This is a genomic window from Streptomyces sp. NTD107 (assembly GCF_059510435.1).
Window position 1 is genome coordinate 132,357 of sequence record NZ_JCAJZV010000014.1, and the last position, 19,356, is coordinate 151,712.

Below are 19,356 nucleotides of genomic sequence, written 5' to 3' on the forward strand. Positions count from 1 at the left end.
ACCCCGCCCCACCCCGCCGAACCCTCCCCGCCATCCGTCCACCTCCACTGGAGTTCTCCGCCATGTCCCGTACCACCGCCACCGCCCCCGCCGGTGCCGGCACCGGCCCCGACAAGGCCGCGCCCGCCGCCGCACGGCCGGCGCCCGTGCCGCACCGCTGGTGGATCCTGATCGTCATCGGGCTCGCCCAGCTCATGGTGGTCCTCGACGCCACCATCGTGAACATCGCACTGCCCTCCGCCCAGGAGGACCTCGGCTTCACCGACGGCGACCGCCAGTGGGTGGTCACCGCCTACGCCCTGGCCTTCGGCAGTCTGCTGCTGCTCGGCGGTCGCATAGCCGACCTCTTCGGCCGCAAGGTCACCTTCCTGACCGGGCTCGTCGGCTTCGCCGGCGCCTCCGCGCTCGGCGGCGCGGCCGGCAGCTTCGAGGTCCTGGTCGCCGCCCGCGCCCTCCAGGGCGTCTTCGGCGCGCTGCTGGCACCCGCCGCGCTGTCCCTGCTGACCACCACCTTCACCGACGCCAAGGAGCGCGCCAAGGCGTTCGGGGTCTACGGCGCCATCGCCGGGGCCGGCGGCGCGGTCGGTCTGCTGCTGGGCGGGGTGCTCACCGAGACCCTCAACTGGCGCTGGACCCTGTACGTCAATCTGTTCTTCGCCGTCGCCGCGTTCATCGGTGGGGCGCTGCTGCTCCAGCGCGCGGCCCGGGACCGTACCGCGACCCTGGACGTTCCCGGCACCCTGATGGTGTCCACCGGATTGTTCGCCCTGGTCTACGGGTTCGCCAACGCCGAGCACCACGACTGGGGCTCCGTGGCCACCTGGGGCTTCCTGCTGGCCGGCGTGCTGCTGCTGACCGCCTTCACCTGGTGGCAGACCCGGGCCACGAACCCCCTGCTGCCGCTGCGCGTCCTGCTGGACCGCAACCGTGGCGCCTCGTTCGTCGCGGTCCTGGTCAGTGGTGCCGGCATGTTCGGTGTCTTCCTCTTCCTCACCTACTACCTCCAGGCAAGCCTGCGCTACACGCCCATCGAGACCGGGCTGGCCTTCCTGCCCATGGTCGCCGGGCTGATGATCACCGCGACCCTGTCCACCAGCGTGCTCATCCCGCGCCTGGGCCCCAAGCCGGTCATCCCGCTCGGCATGGGCATCGCCGCCGCCGGCATGGCCTGGATGACCGGGCTCGACCTGACCAGCACGTACGCGGCCCACGTGCTGCCGCCGCTGATCATCACCGGCCTGGGGCTGGGCATGGTCATGGCGCCGGCGATGAGCCTGGCCACGTCGGGGGTGGGGAGCGAGGACGCCGGGGTGGCCTCCGCCACGGTCAACACCATGCAGCAGATCGGCGGTTCCATCGGTACCGCCCTGCTCAACACCCTCGCCTCCAGCGCGGCCACCAGCTATCTGACCGGCCGGGACCCCGGCGATCCGGCCGTGCTCGCCCAGGCCCAGCTGGAGAGCTACTCGACCGCCTATGTGTGGTCGGCGGGCTTCTTCGTCGCCGGACTGGTGGTGTGCGCCGTGCTCTACCGCCGTGGCCGGGTCGAGGAGGACCCGGACGCCGCCCCGGTGATCCACATGTGATCCGCGACCGGACCGCACCCGGACCGCACCCGGACCGCAGCCGGACCGCAGCCGGACCACAGCTGATCCGCAGCTGATCCGTAGCTGATCCCGGCCGATCGGCCCCTTCCCCCCGGCGGGAGGGGGCCGATCGGCGATAGCGTCGGGCGGTATGAGAGCGATCACGATCACGGGTCCCGGCAGTGCCGATGTGCTGCGCTGGGCGGAGGTGGCGGAGCCGGCGCCGCCCGGGGAGGGGGAGGTCCTCGTCGAGGTGGCCGCCGCCGGGGTCAATCGGGCCGATGTGCTCCAGCGGCAGGGGTTCTACGATCCGCCGCCGGGGGCCTCGCCCTATCCGGGGCTTGAGTGTTCGGGCACCGTGGCCGCGCTGGGCCCCGGGGTGGCGGGCTGGGAGGTCGGACAGCAGGTGTGTGCGCTGCTCGCCGGCGGCGGGTACGCGCAGCGGGTGGTGGTGCCGGCCGGGCAGTTGCTGCCGGTGCCGCGCGGGGTGTCGCTGGTGGCCGCCGCCGCGCTGCCCGAGGTGGTGTGCACGGTGTGGTCGAACGTGTTCATGGGGGACGGCGGGCTGCGCGCGGGGCAGACGCTGCTGGTGCACGGCGGGGGCAGCGGGATCGGGACGATGGCGGTCCAGTTGGCCGCCGCCCTGGGGGCCCGGGTCGCGGTGACCGCCGGGAGCGCGGAGAAGCTGGCGGTCTGCCGGGAGTTGGGGGCCGAGGTGCTGATCAATTACCGGGATGTTGACTTCGCGGACGTGCTGCGGGACTCCTGCGATCTCATTCTGGACATCGTGGGTGCCCAGTATCTGGACCGGAATCTCCGCGCCCTCGCGACGGGGGGCCGGATCGCCGTCATCGGGCTTCAGGGCGGGCGCAAGGGGGAGTTGAATCTCGGAGCGTTGCTCGCCAAGCGCGGCACCGTCACCGCCACTTCGCTGCGGGCCCGTCCGGCGGCCGGGAAGGCGGCGATCGTGGCGGCGGTACGGGAGGGGGCGTGGCCGTTGATCGAGGAGGGGCGGGTGCGTCCCGTGGTGGACCGCGAGCTGCCGATGAGCGAGGCCGCGCAGGCGCACCGGATCCTGGAACGCAGCGGCCACACCGGGAAGATCATCCTGACACCCTGAACTTTTCCCCGTGTTCAAGATGCCCGTTTCCTTCGCATATGTGACGCTGGTTACATCATCGGACGGTCTACGGAGGATCGAGCGCCGTGAGGGTGTGGGTGTGGACGGAAGTCATCATGATCATGGCGGCGCTCGCCACCCTTCTTCTTCTGGCGGCTCTCCTGGTCGCCCCGGCGGCCCGCGCCGATGAGGCCGCCGACCACAGCGCCGGCCGGCAGCGAAGCGAGCCCGCCCCGTACCGCGAGGCCGATCCGGTGGTACGGGGCGGCGAGATGCTGCCCGTACTGCCGCTCGGGGCCGGGCTCGCCTGCCTCGGCGCCGGCCTGGGTGTCCTCGCTCTGCGACTGCGGCGTATCTAACCCGTAACAGCGCACCCGGCAAGTTGCGAGGGGCCCACCATACTCGGTATACATACGCGGTATGTCCATCCGCTACGGCCTGCTGGCCCTGCTCGACTACGGGCCCAAGTACGGCTCCCAGCTGCGCACCGAGTTCGAGTCCCGAACCGGCGCCACCTGGCCGCTCAACATCGGCCAGGTCTATACGACCCTCGGCCGCCTCGAACGTGACGCGCTCATCGAGCCCGCCGGCGAACGCGACGGGAAGCAGCAGCGCTACCGCATCACCGAGGCCGGCCGCCGCGAACTCGCCGAATGGTACCGACAGCCCGTCGACCGCACCCACCCCTCCCGCGACGAACTCGCCATCAAGCTCGCCATGGCCGTCGGCACCGAGGGCATCGACGTCGCCGCCATCATCCAGTCCCAGCGCCGCCACACCCTCAAGGCCATGCAGGACTACACCCGCCTCAAGGCCCAGGCCCTGGCCGGCGAAGGCCCGGAGACCGGCGAGGAAATCGCCTGGCTGCTGGTCCTGGAACAGCTGATCTTCTCCGCGGAAGCCGAAGCCCGCTGGCTGGACCACTGCGAGTCCCGACTCCTGCGCCTCGCCGCCCGGCGCCCCGCGAGGCCGGTAACCGGGACCGCACCGGATGACGGCGCCGACCACGAGGCCGCACACGAGCCCGGACACGAACACGACGAGCCCGCGACCCACCACCACATCATCGGGGGAACCACCACATGACCACCAGCAGCGCACCCATCCTTGAGCTGCGCGGCCTCAGCCGCGTCCACGGCACCGGCGTCGCCACCGTCCAAGCTCTGCACTCCATCGACCTGACCGTCCGGGCCGGCGAATTCGTCGCCGTCATGGGCCCCTCCGGATCCGGCAAGTCCACCCTCCTCACCCTGGCCGGCGGCCTCGACACCGCCTCCAGCGGCCAGGTCCTCATCGAGGGCACCGACCTCGGCACCCTCACCAAGAGCCAACTCGCCAAGATCCGGCGCACCAGCATCGGCTACGTCTTCCAGGACTACAACCTCATCCCGGCCCTCACCGCCGCCGAGAACATCGCCCTGCCCCGCGAACTCGACGGCATGTCCGCCCGCGCCGCGCGCAAGGAAGCCCTCGCCGCCCTGGAGGAGATCAATCTCCCCGAGGTCGCCGACCGCTTCCCCGACGAGATGTCCGGCGGCCAGCGGCAGCGCGTCGCCATCGCCCGCGCCCTCGTCGGCGACCGCCGCCTCGTCCTGTCCGACGAGCCCACCGGCGCCCTCGACTCCGAGACCGGCGAGGCCGTCCTCGCCCTGCTGCGCAGGCGCTGCGACGAAGGCGCCGCCGGCATCATGGTCACCCACGAGTCCCGGTACGCGGCCTGGGCGGACCGCGTCGTCTTCCTGCGCGACGGCGCCATGGTCGACGAGACCGTCTCCCCCACCGCCGAGTCGCTGCTCACCGGCGAGGTGAACCGGTGAGCCGTACCCTCGCCCGCTGGCGGCTCGGGCTGCGCATAGCCCGCCGCGACGCGATCCGCGCCAAGGGCCGCAGCGCCCTCGTCGTCGCCATGATCGCCCTGCCCATCCTGGGCGTGGCCGGCGCCGACCTGGCCGTCCGCACCAGCCAGCTCTCCGCCGAGGAGAGCCTGGCCCGCAAGCTCGGCACCGCCGACGCCGAGTACCAGGTGTACGAGGCCGGCGTCCCGATCATGCAGCACCCGACCAACGACGAGATGTGGTCCTCCTCGTGGGAGGACGACGACAGCGAGGGAAGCGACGACAAGGACGCGGCCGGCCCCGCGGACTTCCGCGCCGAGGACCACTTCCCCGACGGCGCCACCGTGCTGCCCGAGCGCACCGGCTACGCCGACATCACCACCGATTACGGCATCATGTGGGCCGACATCAAGGAGACCGACCCCAGCAGCCCGCTCACCCAGGGCAAGTACACCCTGCTCAGCGGCGAGTGGCCGGCCGGCCCCGGTGAGGTGGCCGCCACCGGGCAGTTCCTCACGGACAGCGGGCTGAAGGTCGGCGACGACGTCGAGCTCTCCGAGATCGACCGGACCGTCCGCATCACCGGCTCCTACGAGCTGCCCAACGCCCTCGGCGCCACCGAACTGCTGGCCCCCAACGACACGCTGCTGCCGCTGCTGCCGCGCGGCGAGGACGGCGCCAGCGTCCGCTACCTGGTCGCCGTCGACGGCGGCGTCAGCTGGGACACGGTCATGGAGGCCAACACCCACGGGCTGACGGTCCTCTCCCGCCAGGTGCACCTCAATCCGCCGCCGGACAGCGACATCCCCCTGGTCCAGCGCGAGGACTACTACCCCTGGAACTCGGGCGACATGGGCGGCGAGGTGTACGCCGTGCTCGGCGTCGCCGTCGCCCTGGTCGTCCTGGAGATCTGCCTGCTGGCCGGCCCCGCCTTCGCCGTCGGCGCCCGCCGCTCCCGCCGCCAGCTCGGCCTGGTCGGCTCCAACGGCGGCGATCAGGCACAGCTGCGCGCCATCATGCTCTCCAGCGGTGTCGTGCTCGGCGCCGCGGCGGCCGTGGCCGGCATCACGCTGGGCATCGCCGCCGTCCTCCTCGGCCGACCCTTCCTGGAGACCATGAACGGCGCCCGGTTCGGCGCCTGGGACTTCCGCTGGACGGAACTGCTCGGCGTCGCGGCCTTCGCCGTGTTCATCGGCACCCTCGCCGCGCTGATCCCCGCGATCAACGCGTCCCGCTCCTCCGTCCTGGAATCGCTCACCGGCACCAAGGGCGTACGCCGCGGCAGCCGGGCGCTGCCGATCGCCGGAACCATCGCCCTCATCGGCGGCGTCGCCATCGCCCTGCTCGGCGGCCTGTCCATGAGCAGCGCCGAAATGGTCGGCGCCGGCGCCGTCATCGCCGAGCTCGGCCTGGTGGCCCTCACCCCGATGCTGGTCGGCGGCTTCGGCAAGCTCGCCCGCTTCCTGCCGCTGTCCGGGCGCCTCGCCATGCGCGACGCCGCCCGCAACCGGGGGCGTACGGCACCGGCCGTCGCCGCCGTGCTCGCCGCCACCGCCGGCGCCGTCGCGATCGCCACCATCGTCTCCAGCGCCGAGGCCGACCAGCGCGCCGGATACATCCCCGACCTGCCGGACGGCACCGTCGCCCTCACGGTGTGGAACGGCAGCGAGTCCCAGCTGGACCCGCTGCGGGCTGCCGCCGACAAGACGCTGCCGGTCACCGACCGCACCGACCTGGCGACCGCCATTCCCCTGCTCCCCGGCTGCGCACCGGGCGTCCGCGACGAATGGGGCAACGACTCCTCCGAGTGCCACGTGAGGGTGGCGACCCCGCCCGAGAAGCTGTGCCCGCTGTGGGAGGACGAGAGCGACGCCCTGACCGCCGAGGAGCTCCGCGAGCTGCGCCAGGACGAGCGGTGCGCCTTCAACGGGAACGAGGGCTGGGGGCTGAGCAACCTCGGCTCGGTGGGCGTGGGCGACGCCTCGGCTCTCAAGGTCCTGGGCATCGACCGGCCCGAGTACCGGGAGGTGCTGGAGAACGGCGGCGCCCTGGTCTTCGACTCCAACCTCATCGGCGACGACGGCAAGGTCACCGTCGAGGGGTACACGGACTGGGAGCAGGACAAGCCGGAGCAGTCCGTCGCCCTCCCCGCCCTGCTCGTGGACAGCCACGGCTACGGCATGGACACGCTGATCTCCCCCGAGACCGCCGAGCAGGCCGGCCTGCGCACCATCTTCGCCGGCACCTACTACGCCACCTCGCACATCCCCACCAGCGCGGAGGAGCAGGCGTTCCGCGGTGAGATCGACCAGCTGGCACTCAGCTCCATCGACTGGTCGATCGAGAACGGCTTCAAGGCCGACAACTCCATGGCGCTGATGATCATCGCCATCGCCGCCACCGTCATCGCGCTGGGCGCGGCCGGCATCGCCACCGGTCTGGCCCAGGCCGACTCGGAGGCGGACCTGGCCACCCTCGCGGCGGTCGGCGCGGCACCCCGCATCCGGCGTACCCTCTCCGGACTCCAGTGCGGGCTGATCGCCGCGATGGGGGTGGTGCTGGGATGTGTCTCGGGGCTCATCCCGGCGGTGGGCCTGATCCTGTCCGACCACAAGGATCGGCTCGACTGGTGGAACCAGGAGATCGCCGAGGGCTGGGACCCCGGTGAGCGCCCCGAGCTCCACCTGGCGCTGCCGTGGGAGACCTTCGGCCAGCTCATCGTGGTCGTGCCGCTCATCGCGCTGGTCTTCGCCGCCCTGCTCACCCGCTCGCGGGTGACCCTGGCCCGACGCGCGGGGTGACCCACGTTGCATGATGGAGGTATGACTCAGCCGAGGAATGAACCGTCTCAGGAGAGCCAGGGCCAGGGCCACAGCCAGGACCAGCGCCCGCAGGTCCTGGTCGTGGGGCCGGATGGCATGGCGCTCGCCGGTCCCGCCCCCCGCGAGGGCGAAGGCACGGGCGGGGGCGAGGAGCACTCCGAGGTTCCCGTGACGGAGATGGTGGAGCAGCCGGCGAAGGTCATGCGGATCGGCAGCATGATCAAGCAGCTGCTGGAGGAGGTCAAGGCGGCCCCGCTGGACGAGGCCAGCCGGTACCGGCTCAAGGAGATCCACTCCAGCTCCGTCAAGGAGTTGGAGGAGGGCCTCGCGCCGGAGCTGGTGGAGGAGCTGGAACGGCTCTCGCTGCCGTTCACCGACGACCGGCTGCCCACCGAGGCGGAGCTGCGGATCGCGCAGGCTCAGCTGGTCGGCTGGCTGGAGGGGCTGTTCCACGGCATCCAGACGGCGCTGTTCGCGCAGCAGATGGCGGCCCGCGCGCAGCTGGAGCAGATGCGCCGGGCGCTGCCGCCCGGGGCGCTGCCCGACGAGGGTGACCACCCCACCGACCCGCACGGCCCGGCGCGCTCGGGACCGTACCTCTGACACCTCATGCACAGCGCAAAGGCGCCGACCCACCGGGGTCGGCGCCTTTCGTGTGCTCAGCCCCAGGTGAGCAGGCGCCTGGGGTGTTCGAGTACGGCGGCCACGTCGGCGAGCAGCCGCGAGCCGAGTTCGCCGTCGATCAGCCGGTGGTCGAAGGACAGCGCCAGGGTGGTGACCTGCCGGGGCTTGATCTTGCCCTTGTGCACCCACGGCTGGGCCTTGATCGCCCCGACCGCCAGGATCGCCGATTCGCCGGGGTTGAGGATCGGGGTGCCGCTGTCGATCCCGAAGACCCCGACATTGGTGATGGTGACGGTGCCGCCCTGCATGGCCGCCGGGGTGGTGCGGCCCTCGCGCGCCGTGCCGACCAGCTCGCTCAGTGCGGTGGCCAGCTCGGCGAGGGTCAAGCGGCCCGCGTCCTTGATGTTGGGGACGAGCAGCCCGCGCGGGGTGGCGGCGGCGATGCCCAGGTTGACGGTGTCCTTGTAGACGATCTCCTGGTTCGCCTCGTCCCAGGCGGCGTGCGCGTCGGGGTTGCGGCGCAGGGCGAGCAGCAGGGCCCTGGCGATGATCAGCAGCGGGTTGATCCGCAGCCCGGCCAGGTCCGGGTCCTCCTTGAGCCGGGCCACCAGTTTCATGGTGCGGGTGACGTCGACGGTGATGAACTCGGTGACGTGCGGCGCGGTGAACGCGCTGTCCACCATGGCCTGGGCGGTCGCCTTGCGTACGCCGCGGACCGGGACCCGGCGCTCGCCGGGGACGGCGGCGGCGGGCTCGGCGGCCGGGGCCGGCGCCGGCTGCTCCCGCTCCTGGGGTACGGGCGCGGGTACGGCGGCGGCCTGGACGTCCTCGCGGGTGATCGTTCCCTCGGGGCCGGTCGGCCGGACCACCCGCAGATCGATGCCCAGGTCCTTGGCGAGCTTGCGCACCGGCGGCTTGGCCAGTGGCCGGCCGCCGGCCGGAGCGGCGGCGGGCTGCTCCGGTACGGGCGCGGGTACGACGGCGGGTGCGGCGGCGGGTGCGGGTACCGCGGCCACCGCCGGCGCCTTGCGCGGGCGGCGCTTGGTGGCGGCGGTGGAGACCCCGTACCCGACGAGCACCGGCGTCCGGGCCGGCGGCTGCGCGGGCTCGGGTACGGGCTCGGGCTCGGGGGCGGCCTCGGGGGCGGCCTCGGCCTCGGGGGCCGGCTTCGGCTGCTGAGCAGCCTCGGCCGCCGGCTCGCCGGGCGCGGTGTCCACGGTGATGATCGGCGACCCGACATCCACCGTGTCACCCTCCGCCCACAGCACCTCGTGCACCACCCCGTCGAACGGGATGGGCAGTTCCACGGCGGCCTTGGCGGTCTCGACCTCCACCACCACCTGGCCGTCGGTCACGGTGTCGCCCGGCTGAACGTGCCACTTGAGGATCTCGGCCTCGGTGAGGCCCTCTCCCACGTCGGGCATCTTGAATTCGCGGTAGCGCTGGGTCACAGCGGCCATCGTCACGACTCTCCTCAGCCTCTCTCAGTACGCCAGCGAGCGGTCGACACTGTCCAGCACCCTGTCGAGCCCGGGAAGATACTCCTCCTCAAGCCGGGCCGGCGGATACGGGGAGTGGAAACCGCCCACCCGCAGCACCGGGGCCTCCAGATGGTAGAAGCACCGTTCTGATATCCGGGCGGCCACCTCCGCCCCGGCTCCGAAGAACACCGGGGCCTCGTGCACCGTCACCAGCCGCCCGGTCTTCTCCACGGAGCGCTGCACCGTGTCGAAGTCGATCGGCGAGATCGACCGCAGATCGATGACCTCGATCGACCGCCCCTCCTCCTGCGCGACCGCCGCCGCCTGGAGCGCGGTGCGCACGGTCGGCCCGTACCCCACCAGCGTGAGATCGGACCCGGGCCGTACCACCCGGGCCGCGTGCAGCGGCCCGGGGATGCCGGCCGGGTTGACCTCGCCCTTGTCCCAGTAGCGCGACTTCGGCTCGAAGAAGATCACCGGGTCGTCGCACTCGATGGCCTGGCGCAGCATCCAGTAGGCGTCGTCGGCGTTCGACGGGGAGACGATCTTGAGCCCGGCGACGTGCGCGAACAGCGCCTCGGGCGACTCGCTGTGGTGCTCGACCGCGCCGATGCCGCCCGCGTACGGGATGCGGATGACGACCGGCAGCTTGACCTTGCCCAGCGCGCGGGCGTGCATCTTGGCCAGCTGGGTGACGATCTGGTCGTAGGCGGGGAAGACGAAGCCGTCGAACTGGATCTCCGCCACCGGCCGGTAGCCGCGCAGCGCGAGGCCGATCGCGGTGCCGATGATGCCGGACTCGGCGAGCGGGGTGTCGATGACCCGCTCCTCGCCGAAGTCCTTCTGGAGGCCGTCGGTGACCCGGAAGACCCCGCCGAGCTTGCCGACGTCCTCGCCCATGACGAGGACCTTGGGGTCGGTCTCCATCGCCTTGCGCAGGGCGGAGTTGATCGCCTTGGCGATGGGCAGCTTCGCCGCCGTGGCGGCTGTTTCTGCGGCGGCCATGTCAGTTCTCCTCCTGCTCGAACGAGGCGAGGTACGCGGCGTACTGGGCGCGTTCCTCGTCGACCAGGGCGTGGCCGTCCGCGTACACATGCTCGAAGATCGCCATGCTGTCCGGGTCCGGCATGGTGCGGATGGTCTCCCGCACCCGGCGCCCCAGCGTGTCGCTCTCCTCCTCGACCGCCGCGTAGAACGCGTCGTCCGCGCCGCCGGTCCGGTCCAGGTGGCGGCGCAGCCGCAGGATCGGGTCCTTGGCCTCCCACTGGGCCAGCTCGTCGTCGGGGCGGTAGCGGGTGGGATCGTCCGAGGTGGTGTGGGCGCCCATCCGGTAGGTGAACGCCTCGACCAGCATCGGGCCCTCCCCGGCGCGGGCCCGCTCCACGGCGGCGCGGGTCACGGCGAGCACCGCCAGGACGTCGTTGCCGTCCACCCGCACGCCAGGGAAGCCGTAGCCGGCCGCCCGCTGGTAGAGCGGCACCCGGGTCTGGCGTTCGGTGGGCTCGGAGATCGCCCACTGGTTGTTCTGGCAGAAGAAGACGATCGGCGCGTTGTACACCGCCGAGAAGGTGAAGGCTTCCGCCACATCGCCCTGGCTGGACGCGCCGTCACCGAAGTAGGCGATCACGGCGGAGTCGGCGCCGTCCTTGGCCACCCCCATGGCGTAGCCGGTGGCGTGCAGCGCCTGGGAGCCGATGACGATCGTGTAGAGGTGGAAGTTGTTGCTGTTGGGGTCCCAGCCGCCGTGGTTGACGCCCCGGAACATGCCCAGCAGCAGGGTGGGGTCCACCCCCCGGCACCAGGCGACACCGTGCTCGCGGTAGGTGGGGAAGACGTAGTCGTCGGGGTGCAGCGCGCGGCCCGAGCCGATCTGGGCGGCCTCCTGGCCCAGGAGCGAGGGCCACAGGCCCAGCTCGCCCTGGCGCTGGAGGGAGGTGGCCTCGGCGTCGAAGCGGCGGGTGAGCACCATGTCGCGGTAGAGGCCGCGCAGCCCCTCGGCGTCGATGTCCACCGCGTAGTCGGGGTGCTCGACGCGTTCGCCCTCGGGGGTGAGCAGCTGCACCATCTCCGGCTCGGGCCGGGCACGGTCCGCCGCGCGTTTCGCCGTGGTCTTCTTCGCGGCCGGCTTCTTCGCGGCGCTCTTCTTGGCCGGCGCCGGCTTCCCGGCCGCGGCCTTCTTCACCGCGCCGGTCTTCTTGGCGGCGGTTTTCTTGGCAGCGGTGGCACGGCGCGGCGTGCCGCGTTCGGCGGTGCTCTCCACGGTCACTTGCTCCTCCGTCGGTCCGGCTCCCGGGGTCGTCCGGGCAGCCAGTGCGGCTCGCCCGGCCCCGTACGGCGCACGGGGTTGGGTGCGCGCGGACGGATCCGAGCGGTACTGGTACGTCCCGTCCGGCGGCCCGCTAGAAGCACGGTACCCATAGTGCTCACAAGCCGCGAAACTACCCCTGACCTGCGGATTTACCTGGAAATCCAAGTAAATCGCGGGCGGCTGGGGAGATCCGCCGAAAACACCGTGGTCACAGCCTCGCAACTGCCTGGGACATCCGCACGTTATCCCCGCCACCCGGGGCAGCGGAAGAGTGATGCGGGCGGCATTCGATGAGCTGTGTGAGACTGACGGCGTGCCCGAAGACGGAAAAATCACCGTATTCCTGCTTGATGACCACGAAGTGGTACGGCGTGGGGTGCATGAGCTGCTGTCGATGGAGTCCGACATCGAGGTGGTCGGCGAGGCCGGCACGGCCGCCGACGCCCTGGTGCGGATCCCGGCCACCCACCCCGATGTGGCGGTGCTCGACGTACGGCTCCCGGACGGCAGCGGGGTGGAGGTCTGCCGCGAGGTCCGCTCCCGCGACGAGTCCATCGCCTGCCTGATGCTCACCTCCTACGCGGACGACGAGGCGCTGTTCGACGCGATCATGGCGGGGGCCTCCGGCTATGTCCTGAAGGCCATCCGGGGGACGGAGCTGCTGTCGGCGGTACGGGATGTGGCCGCCGGCAAGTCCCTGCTCGACCCGGTCGCCACCCAGCGGGTGCTGGAACGGCTGCGCGGCGGGGGCGCGGAGGAGGAGCCCGATGACCGCACCGCCCGGCTGACCGACCAGGAGCGGCGGATCCTGGAGCTGATCGGTGAGGGGCTCACCAACCGGGCGATCGGTGAGCGGCTGCATCTGGCCGAGAAGACCATCAAGAACTATGTCTCCAGCCTGCTGTCCAAACTCGGCATGGAACGCCGGTCGCAGGCCGCCGCGTTCGTCGCCCGCCGGCAGGCCGAACGCGAGGTCCGGCGCGGCGGCGGTGGCGATCGCGGCGCGGAATAGGGCCGTTCGCCCCCTGCCCCCGGGACCTTCCCCCCGTGTGGGCCCGGCGCGCCGCCGGGCAGGGTGGGAGACATGTACGCCGTCCCACCCGATGAACCACTGGCCGAGGCCCTGCGGCTGCTGCCGCGCGCCCCGTACGGCCGGGCCGCCGTGACCCGGCACGCCATGCCGTACATCGTGCCCGCCTGCCACCGGCTCGGCGCGGACGGCGCGAGCGTGCTGCTGCGGATCGCCGCCGGCGCGCTGGACGGCGGACGGCTGATCGACGGCACGGTGGTCGCGTACGAGACCAACAGCCGGGACGCCGGCGAGGGCCTGCACCCGTGGGGGGTCCAGCTGATCGGCACCGCCCGCGCGCTGGTGCCCTCGCCCGCCGAACGAGCCGCCTTCCCGCCGCCGCACCCGGCCACCCCGCACTATCTGCGGCTGACCCCGACGCTGGCCACCGTACGCCGCTGAGCCGTACCACCAGGTGGACCCCTTGTGCCGGTACACGGTTCGGTGGTGTGATGCCGCCATGCCGGAAACCGACCAGGGCGGCGTCCGCAGCGTGCAACGCGCCGTGGATCTCCTCGCCCTCTACGACGCCGAACATCCCAGCCGCTCCATCCGCGAACTGGTCACCGCCACCGGACTGCCCAAGTCCACCGTGGTCCGCCTCGTCCACACCCTTCAGCAGTGCGGGCTGCTGTGGACCCGAGGCGACGGCCGCACCGTCCCGGGCCCCGGGCTGCTGCGCTGGGCCGAACTCGCCCGCACCACCTGGCAACTGCCCGAAGAGGCCCTGCTGCGGCTGCGCCGGCTCAGCGAGGCAAGCGGCGGCGAGAGCGTCGGCCTGTACGTCAGGCAGCGCGCCGGCCGGGTGTGCGTCGCCCGCCACGAGGGCACCCAGACCCTGCGCCATGTCGTGCGCGTCGGAGCCGAGATGCCGCTGTGGGCGGGCGCCGCCTCCCACGTCCTGCTCTCCCGCGCCGACCGCGCCGACCTCACCGCCGTCGCCGTCCACGGCCCGCACCGCGACTGGGCCACCACCCTGTGGGAACGCGCGCAGCGAGCCGCCGTACGGGGCTGGTCGGTCAGCCACGGCGAACGCGAACCCGGAGTCTCCGGCGCCGCCGCCCCCGTCTTCGACTCCGCCGGGCGGCTGACCGCCGCCGTCGCGCTCGGCGGCCCGACCGTCCGGTTCACCGACGAGGCCGTCACCGGCTTCGTACCCGCCCTGCTGGACACCGCCCGGGCACTGACCGCCCTCGGCTCGATCGGAGGCGCCGAGTGATGAAGAGCGCACCCCTGCTGGACGGCATCCGCGTCCTGGACCTCACCAATGTGCTGGCCGGACCGTTCGCCGGCTACCAGCTGGCGCTCCAGGGCGCCGACGTCATCAAGGTCGAGCTGCCGGGCAGCGGCGACCTCGCCCGGCAACTCGGCGCCGACCGCGCCCTGTCCGAGGACCTGCTGGGCGCCTCCTTCCTCGCCCAGAACGCCGGCAAGCGCTCCCTCACCCTCAACCTCAAGGACCCCGAGGGCCGCGCGGTGCTGCTGCGCGCCGTGCGCGGCGCCGACGTACTGCTGGAGAACTTCCGCCCCGGTGTCCTGGACCGGCTCGGCCTGGGCTGGGACGCCCTGCGCGCCGAGAACCCCGGGCTGGTCTACTGCGCCATCTCCGGCTTCGGCCAGACCGGGCCGCTGCGCGAGCGGCCCGCCTACGACCAGATCATCCAGGGCCTCAGCGGCATGATGAGCGTCACCGGCACGGCGGACACCGCGCCGCTGCGGGCCGGATTCCCGGTCGCCGACACCCTGGGCGGCATGGCCGCCGCGTACGCCGTCACCGCCGCGCTGGTACGGCGCGGGCGTACGGGGGACGGCGCGTTCGTCGACGTCTCGATGCTGGAGGCAGCGCTCACCGCCCTGGGCTGGGTGACCTCCAACTACCTGACCACCGGCCGCGAACCGCACCCCATGGGCAACGAGAACGTCACCGCCGCCCCCTCCGGAACCTTCCGCACCGCCGAGGGCCACCTCAACATCGCCGCCAACCGGCAGCAGCAGTACGCCACCCTGTGCCGGCTGACCGGCCGCGAGGACCTGATCGAGGACCCGCGGTTCGCCCACCCCGCCGACCGCAAGACGCACCGCGAGGAGCTGCGCGCCGAACTGGAGGCCGCGCTGGCCGCCCGGCCGGCCGCCGAGTGGGAGGAGATCCTGTCCGCCGCCGGGGTGCCGGCCGCCCGCGTACTGTCCGTCCCCGACGCGCTGGACCTGGAACAGCTGGCCGCCCGGGACTTCATCCACGAGCTGCCGTTCCCCGGCGGGCGCGACCGGCCACTGCGGGTGCTCGGCGGCCCGCTGCGGGTGGACGGCCAACCCCCGGCACCACCCGCCCGCCCACCGCTGCTGGGCGAACACACGCACGCCGTACTGGCCGAACTCGGCTACGACGCGGCACAGATCACCGCACTGCGGGAACGGGGCGCGATATGACCGACTCCACCGAAACAGCGGTCACCGACTACTGGTCGACGGCGGTCAGCCGCATCCGCCCCGGCGAGATCCTGCTGCGCGGCTACCCCGTCGAGCAGCTCATCGGCCGGCTCACCTTCGCCGAACAGATCTGGCTGATGCTGCGCGGCGAACGCCCCACCGCCGCCCAGGGCCGGCTGCTGGAGGCCGCCCTGGTCGCCGCCGTCGACCACGGCCCGCAGGCCCCCTCGATCGCCGCCGCCCGGATGGCCGCCACCTGCGGCGTCGGCCTCAACAGCGCGGTCGCCACCGGCACCGGACTGCTCGGCGACGTGCACGGCGGGGCAGGACAGCAGTGCATGGAGGTGCTGGCCCGGATCACGGCGGGCGAGGACGCCCGCACGATCGTCGCCGAACACCGCGCGAACCGCGCGTACCTGCCGGGCTTCGGCCACCGCTTCCACCCCCGCGACCCGCGCCGCGACCCACTGCTCGCCCTGGTGACGGAGGCGGTCAAGAACGGCGAGGTGCCCGGCCACGCGCTGGCCGCCGGCCTCGCCCTGGAGGACGCCCTGGCCGAGGGCCGCACCCGCCCCGTCCCGATGAACATCGACGGCGCCACCGCCATCATCTACGCCGAACTCGGCTTCCCCCCCGAACTGGGCCGCGGCCTGTTCGTCCTCTCCCGCAGCGTCGGCATCCTGGCCCACGCCTGGGAGGAAACCGAAACCGGCACCCGCATCAAGGGCCCCCTCCCGCGCCCCCTCCTCCCCACCTACCACGGCCCGCCGCCCCGCGACCTGCCCGACACGTAGCGCCGGAGCGGACATACGACGGGGCCCTCCTCGTCACCGAGAAGGGCCCCACACACGCCGGAATTCGCCTACAGCGCACCGTCGTTCATGGTTTGGCAGAAGGAGCCCCACTGGCCTGCCGGGCAGCGCAGGATGCCCTTGGCCGGGTCCTTCGAGTCCCGGACAGCGATGCCGCCCGGCAGACCGGCGACCTCGACACACTGCTCCCCGCCGGCACTGAACGACGACGTGAACCAAGCGGCGCCACCGAGGTCGAAGGCATACAGATCGCTTGTCTCCATGTCCTGTCCTTCCCCAACGAGAAGTCTTGTTTCCTGGGGAGATCAGAGCAGAAGACTCGCCTGCCCCTGCCTGACGCCACCAACGAAGGCTCGGTAGTCGTCCTCGGAGATCACCAGGATCTGAGCGTCCGGGTCGCCCACGTCCTTGGAGTCCCGGAGGGCCACGACACCATCGACAAAGGCGACTTCCAGGCAGTTGGTCGTCCCGTCACTCAGATCACTCTTGACCCAAATGGCGGCGGAGAAGTCAACCTTCCTGATCATGTGCGTTTCCTTCGTCTCAGACCGTACGGTATGTGGTGGTGGCCAGCCAGAGTGAGGCTTGACCCCTAAGGTCCGTGCGGTAGATGCCCGTAATAGCTCTGGTGTACGCACTCGTCCTCAGCGAGGGGCACGTCTTCGGCCGCATGAGCGACTACGCGCCACCACCACTCAACTCGCTGATGATCTCATCGATCAGATCGCGCGACTTGGCCGGGTCAAGCGCGTTGGCCTGGAGGTAGTCGAAGCCGGTGGCGTAGTGGCCTACGTCGCCGTCCTCTTCCAGGTACAGGACGCTGGTCATGGACGTAACGGCTACGACGGGACCGCCCGCATCGAAGCGGAAGAGGGCATACGCTCCGTCCACCCCACAGTGCGCTCCGGCATCGGTTGGCAGCACCTGCAAGTGGACGTTCGGCAGTTCGTCTATGGCATCGCGCATGGCGATGAGTTGACGGCGGAGCACATCGCGGCCCCCGACCGGCCGCCGCAGCGCCGCCTCCTCCACGACTGCCCACAACGCCAGCGGGTCAGTCCCTCGCAGGACCTCACGCCGTTCCATCCGCAGTTCAACGAGCGTGTCGACCTGTCGATCGCTCCTCCGCATGATGCCGGAGCTGATCAACGCCCGGGCGTACTCCTCGGTTTGCAGGAGTCCTGGCACCACCTGGACCGTGTACATGTCCAAGTGGCTGGCGACCTGCTCCAACTCCAGGTAGCCCTCAAACAGGTTGTCGATCGCATCTGAGTAAGCGTTGAGAAGGTTGCGACGCCGCCCGGACGACGTGAGGCTGGCGAGCTTCTTGATCTCCTCCGCCTTGGCCTTCGGGACATCGTAGACGGCCAGATACTTCCCCAGGGCAGCACTGGTCACGCGTTGTTTGCCCAGCTCAACACGGCTCAGGGTGGGGACCGAGGTGCCCGCGCGGGCCGCACCTTCCTGAAGGGACAGGCCGGCTCGCTTCCGCAAAGTGCGCAGAGCCAACCCGAGTCGTCTCCGCATGAGATTGGGACGCGCTTCCGCCATGCGATCACCGCCTTTCGGATCGCACTCTACACATCCCAAATCACCCTGAACGCCGCCTGCTTGAAAGCAAGGGTGAAAATTCTCGCGTCTCTTGCCATGAATGCATCCGTGATGCCATGCTGCCAATGGACACGGACGGCGTCGAAGCTGTGACAGTCAGTGGCGCGACGTGCCCGCAGACATGCGTCGCCTGAATGTCTGGAGGAGCCATGCCGAGTTCCGCACAAGTCGCCCACGGCCAGAACGTGTACGGGCAGTCCTTAACGGCCGACCCCCAGCGCATCGAATGGTGGCGGCGGGAAGCCGCAGACGTGGTGCGGGCGTGGGGTGGGTCGGCGGCCACGGTGGAGCTGGTGCGGCTGGGAGTCAGCGAGTTGCTGTCCAACATCAGCAGACATGTCGCCGAACACCGTTGCTATCTGCGGATGGTGCTGATCGGCAGCGAGGTGACGGTGCAGGTCTTCGACCGTTCCCTCACATTGCCGGTCGTCGGCGAAGTCCCGGACTGGGACGCGGAGAACGGAAGAGGTCTCTGGATGTTGCGCGAGATGGCGTCGCACTTCGGGTACGAGCGCACCCGCCACCGCGACGGAAAAATCGTCTGGTTCGCGTGCGACCTGAACGGAGGAGAGCGATGACCCGACCGACTGGTGACGCACGGGAGTTGTTGCGGCTGGTCGCACAGGCCCGGGACGGCCTGGACGCGGCGGTGGTGGCGTCCAGGGTGCGGTACGTACGACTGCCGGACGGCGGTGAGGAGTGGGTCGCCCCGGACGACTGGACATCCGAGGAGAAGCTCGTCCTGGCCACCGCGTTGATGCGGGTCTACGACCTGGCCGCCCGGGTGGGCGGCAGCCATGAGTGACGAGGGCGGCGGTGGGCCGGCGCTGGTGACGGTGACGCTCGACGTGTCGGTCAGCCTGGTGGAGCCCTGGGACTGGATCGACATCGGCGGCCGGCCGGAGCGAGTCGAGTCGGTGACCGCGCTCCACAACGGGCGCCGGATCCATTTCCTGCGCGGCGGGCGACTCACGCTGAGCACCGGCAGGATCCTGCGGGCGACCCGGACGGTCGGGCCCGAGGAGATCACATGACCGCCCCCACCCCGCTCGCCTGGCTGCACGCCGACGAATTCACCACGTGGGTCACGCGATCCGGCAGCTGCTCGATGTGCCGGGCCGAGGACGTACCGCTGGTGTGGGCCGGATCCGTCGTGGCGTACGGGCGGGCCAGGGCCGTCCGGGCCTGCGCCGCCTGTCTGCGGTTGCTGGCGGACTTCGTACGCGGCGAGGCGCGGGGCCCGTGCGGCCCGACCCGGCAGGGCACCGGCGAGGCCCGCCCGCCCACCCCCACAACGGCCGCCCCGACCACCACCGGCTGGGCCTTCGCCTCCATCACCCTGCTGGGCATGACCGCGATGCTGGCCAGCCTCACCAACGCCTGGTGGGCGGCCCACTGACTCCCACCCCCGATCCCCCGCGCCCTTGCGGGTGTGCCTGAGTTCGGAGAACAGTGGTCACAGGTGGCCACTCTGTGACAACCGATCGTAAGTCGGATGATTCAGGAAGGAGGTTGCGCATGGAAGACGCCGAGGAACTGTTGATGGCGGTCGAAACTCTTTCGAGTGTCCATGACCGCTACGACAGCAGCATGTCCGACCCGCCCACTGACGCCACGGGCGATACCCCGTGGCCGGGAGGCGACACATTCGGGCACACCGC

The 19,356-nt window shown here is 71.4% G+C and carries 22 protein-coding genes; 16 read left to right on the forward strand and 6 right to left on the reverse strand.

Annotated features, from left to right (window positions below; translation table 11 throughout):
- Nucleotides 1–62: 62 nt before the first annotated feature.
- From AC5WRL_RS23865 to AC5WRL_RS23895, 7 genes are all read left to right on the forward strand, one after another.
- Nucleotides 63–1,586 (forward strand): MFS transporter, encoded by a 1,524-nt coding sequence (locus AC5WRL_RS23865; protein WP_496090702.1) that lies wholly within the window; start codon nucleotides 63–65, stop codon nucleotides 1,584–1,586.
- Between the two features lie 151 nt (nucleotides 1,587–1,737).
- Complete coding sequence (locus AC5WRL_RS23870; protein ID WP_496090703.1) at nucleotides 1,738–2,706, forward strand: NAD(P)H-quinone oxidoreductase; 969 nt, start codon at nucleotides 1,738–1,740, stop codon at nucleotides 2,704–2,706.
- Nucleotides 2,707–2,792: 86 nt separating this feature from the next.
- Complete coding sequence (locus AC5WRL_RS23875; RefSeq protein ID WP_496090704.1) at nucleotides 2,793–3,065, forward strand: hypothetical protein; 273 nt, start codon at nucleotides 2,793–2,795, stop codon at nucleotides 3,063–3,065.
- 61 nt (nucleotides 3,066–3,126) lie between these two features.
- Complete coding sequence (locus tag AC5WRL_RS23880; RefSeq protein ID WP_496090705.1) at nucleotides 3,127–3,792, forward strand: PadR family transcriptional regulator; 666 nt, start codon at nucleotides 3,127–3,129, stop codon at nucleotides 3,790–3,792.
- Nucleotides 3,789–4,523 carry an ABC transporter ATP-binding protein gene (locus tag AC5WRL_RS23885; protein WP_496090706.1) on the forward strand — a complete coding sequence of 245 codons (735 nt, stop codon included), beginning with the start codon at nucleotides 3,789–3,791 and terminating at the stop codon, nucleotides 4,521–4,523. The genes AC5WRL_RS23880 and AC5WRL_RS23885 overlap by 4 nt, the downstream gene beginning before the upstream one ends.
- Nucleotides 4,520–7,342 carry an ABC transporter permease gene (locus AC5WRL_RS23890; RefSeq protein WP_496090707.1) on the forward strand — a complete coding sequence of 941 codons (2,823 nt, stop codon included), beginning with the start codon at nucleotides 4,520–4,522 and terminating at the stop codon, nucleotides 7,340–7,342. The genes AC5WRL_RS23885 and AC5WRL_RS23890 overlap by 4 nt, the downstream gene beginning before the upstream one ends.
- Nucleotides 7,343–7,363: 21 nt before the next feature.
- Nucleotides 7,364–7,966, forward strand: a complete 603-nt coding sequence (locus AC5WRL_RS23895) for a bacterial proteasome activator family protein (RefSeq protein ID WP_496090708.1) — start codon at nucleotides 7,364–7,366, stop codon at nucleotides 7,964–7,966.
- 56 nt (nucleotides 7,967–8,022) lie between these two features.
- On the opposite strand, the gene AC5WRL_RS23900 is transcribed toward AC5WRL_RS23895, so the two are convergent.
- Genes AC5WRL_RS23900 through pdhA form a run of 3 tightly spaced genes read right to left on the reverse strand, consistent with a single transcriptional unit; the run spans nucleotide 8,023 to nucleotide 11,734 of the window.
- Entirely contained in the window at nucleotides 8,023–9,447 is a 1,425-nt protein-coding gene (locus AC5WRL_RS23900) for a dihydrolipoamide acetyltransferase family protein (protein ID WP_496090709.1), read from the reverse strand.
- Nucleotides 9,448–9,471: 24 nt separating this feature from the next.
- Nucleotides 9,472–10,473, reverse strand: coding sequence for an alpha-ketoacid dehydrogenase subunit beta (locus tag AC5WRL_RS23905; RefSeq protein ID WP_496090710.1), 1,002 nt, complete (start codon nucleotides 10,471–10,473; stop codon nucleotides 9,472–9,474).
- A 1-nt stretch (nucleotide 10,474) separates the two neighbouring features.
- Entirely contained in the window at nucleotides 10,475–11,734 is a 1,260-nt protein-coding gene (pdhA, locus tag AC5WRL_RS23910; protein ID WP_496090711.1) for a pyruvate dehydrogenase (acetyl-transferring) E1 component subunit alpha, read from the reverse strand.
- A 355-nt stretch (nucleotides 11,735–12,089) separates the two neighbouring features.
- Between pdhA and AC5WRL_RS23915 the strand changes: the two genes are divergently transcribed.
- The 5 genes from AC5WRL_RS23915 to AC5WRL_RS23935 all read left to right on the forward strand — a co-directional run bounded on the left by AC5WRL_RS23915 (nucleotide 12,090) and on the right by AC5WRL_RS23935 (nucleotide 16,066).
- A complete protein-coding gene (locus AC5WRL_RS23915) occupies nucleotides 12,090–12,788 on the forward strand; it encodes a response regulator (RefSeq protein WP_496090712.1) in 699 nt (232 codons plus the stop codon).
- Between the two features lie 72 nt (nucleotides 12,789–12,860).
- Nucleotides 12,861–13,247, forward strand: coding sequence for a pyridoxamine 5'-phosphate oxidase family protein (locus AC5WRL_RS23920; RefSeq protein WP_496090713.1), 387 nt, complete (start codon nucleotides 12,861–12,863; stop codon nucleotides 13,245–13,247).
- Between the two features lie 58 nt (nucleotides 13,248–13,305).
- Nucleotides 13,306–14,064, forward strand: coding sequence for an IclR family transcriptional regulator (locus tag AC5WRL_RS23925; RefSeq protein ID WP_496090714.1), 759 nt, complete (start codon nucleotides 13,306–13,308; stop codon nucleotides 14,062–14,064).
- The gene (locus AC5WRL_RS23930; protein ID WP_496090715.1) at nucleotides 14,064–15,272 is read left to right on the forward strand and encodes a CaiB/BaiF CoA transferase family protein; all 1,209 of its coding nucleotides are present in this window, start codon (nucleotides 14,064–14,066) and stop codon (nucleotides 15,270–15,272) included. Before AC5WRL_RS23925 ends, AC5WRL_RS23930 begins: the two co-directional genes overlap by 1 nt.
- Nucleotides 15,269–16,066, forward strand: a complete 798-nt coding sequence (locus AC5WRL_RS23935) for a citryl-CoA lyase (RefSeq protein WP_496090716.1) — start codon at nucleotides 15,269–15,271, stop codon at nucleotides 16,064–16,066. The genes AC5WRL_RS23930 and AC5WRL_RS23935 overlap by 4 nt, the downstream gene beginning before the upstream one ends.
- A gap of 68 nt (nucleotides 16,067–16,134) precedes the next feature.
- Here the strand turns inward: AC5WRL_RS23935 and AC5WRL_RS23940 are convergent, their stop codons facing one another.
- The 3 genes from AC5WRL_RS23940 to AC5WRL_RS23950 form a co-directional block, all read right to left on the reverse strand.
- Nucleotides 16,135–16,347 (reverse strand): DUF397 domain-containing protein, encoded by a 213-nt coding sequence (locus AC5WRL_RS23940; RefSeq protein WP_496090717.1) that lies wholly within the window; start codon nucleotides 16,345–16,347, stop codon nucleotides 16,135–16,137.
- A gap of 42 nt (nucleotides 16,348–16,389) precedes the next feature.
- A complete protein-coding gene (locus tag AC5WRL_RS23945; RefSeq protein ID WP_496090718.1) occupies nucleotides 16,390–16,611 on the reverse strand; it encodes a DUF397 domain-containing protein in 222 nt (73 codons plus the stop codon).
- A gap of 151 nt (nucleotides 16,612–16,762) precedes the next feature.
- A complete protein-coding gene (locus tag AC5WRL_RS23950) occupies nucleotides 16,763–17,635 on the reverse strand; it encodes a helix-turn-helix domain-containing protein (protein WP_496090719.1) in 873 nt (290 codons plus the stop codon).
- A 209-nt stretch (nucleotides 17,636–17,844) separates the two neighbouring features.
- Here AC5WRL_RS23950 and AC5WRL_RS23955 point away from each other — a divergent pair, with 209 nt between their 5' ends.
- Genes AC5WRL_RS23955 through AC5WRL_RS23970 form a run of 4 tightly spaced genes read left to right on the forward strand, consistent with a single transcriptional unit; the run spans nucleotide 17,845 to nucleotide 19,094 of the window.
- Nucleotides 17,845–18,273 (forward strand): ATP-binding protein, encoded by a 429-nt coding sequence (locus AC5WRL_RS23955; protein ID WP_496090720.1) that lies wholly within the window; start codon nucleotides 17,845–17,847, stop codon nucleotides 18,271–18,273.
- The gene (locus AC5WRL_RS23960; protein ID WP_496090721.1) at nucleotides 18,270–18,500 is read left to right on the forward strand and encodes a hypothetical protein; all 231 of its coding nucleotides are present in this window, start codon (nucleotides 18,270–18,272) and stop codon (nucleotides 18,498–18,500) included. The genes AC5WRL_RS23955 and AC5WRL_RS23960 overlap by 4 nt, the downstream gene beginning before the upstream one ends.
- Nucleotides 18,493–18,729, forward strand: coding sequence for a hypothetical protein (locus AC5WRL_RS23965; RefSeq protein WP_496090722.1), 237 nt, complete (start codon nucleotides 18,493–18,495; stop codon nucleotides 18,727–18,729). The genes AC5WRL_RS23960 and AC5WRL_RS23965 overlap by 8 nt, the downstream gene beginning before the upstream one ends.
- Entirely contained in the window at nucleotides 18,726–19,094 is a 369-nt protein-coding gene (locus AC5WRL_RS23970; RefSeq protein ID WP_496090723.1) for a hypothetical protein, read from the forward strand. The genes AC5WRL_RS23965 and AC5WRL_RS23970 overlap by 4 nt, the downstream gene beginning before the upstream one ends.
- The last annotated feature ends 262 nt before the right edge of the window (nucleotides 19,095–19,356 follow it).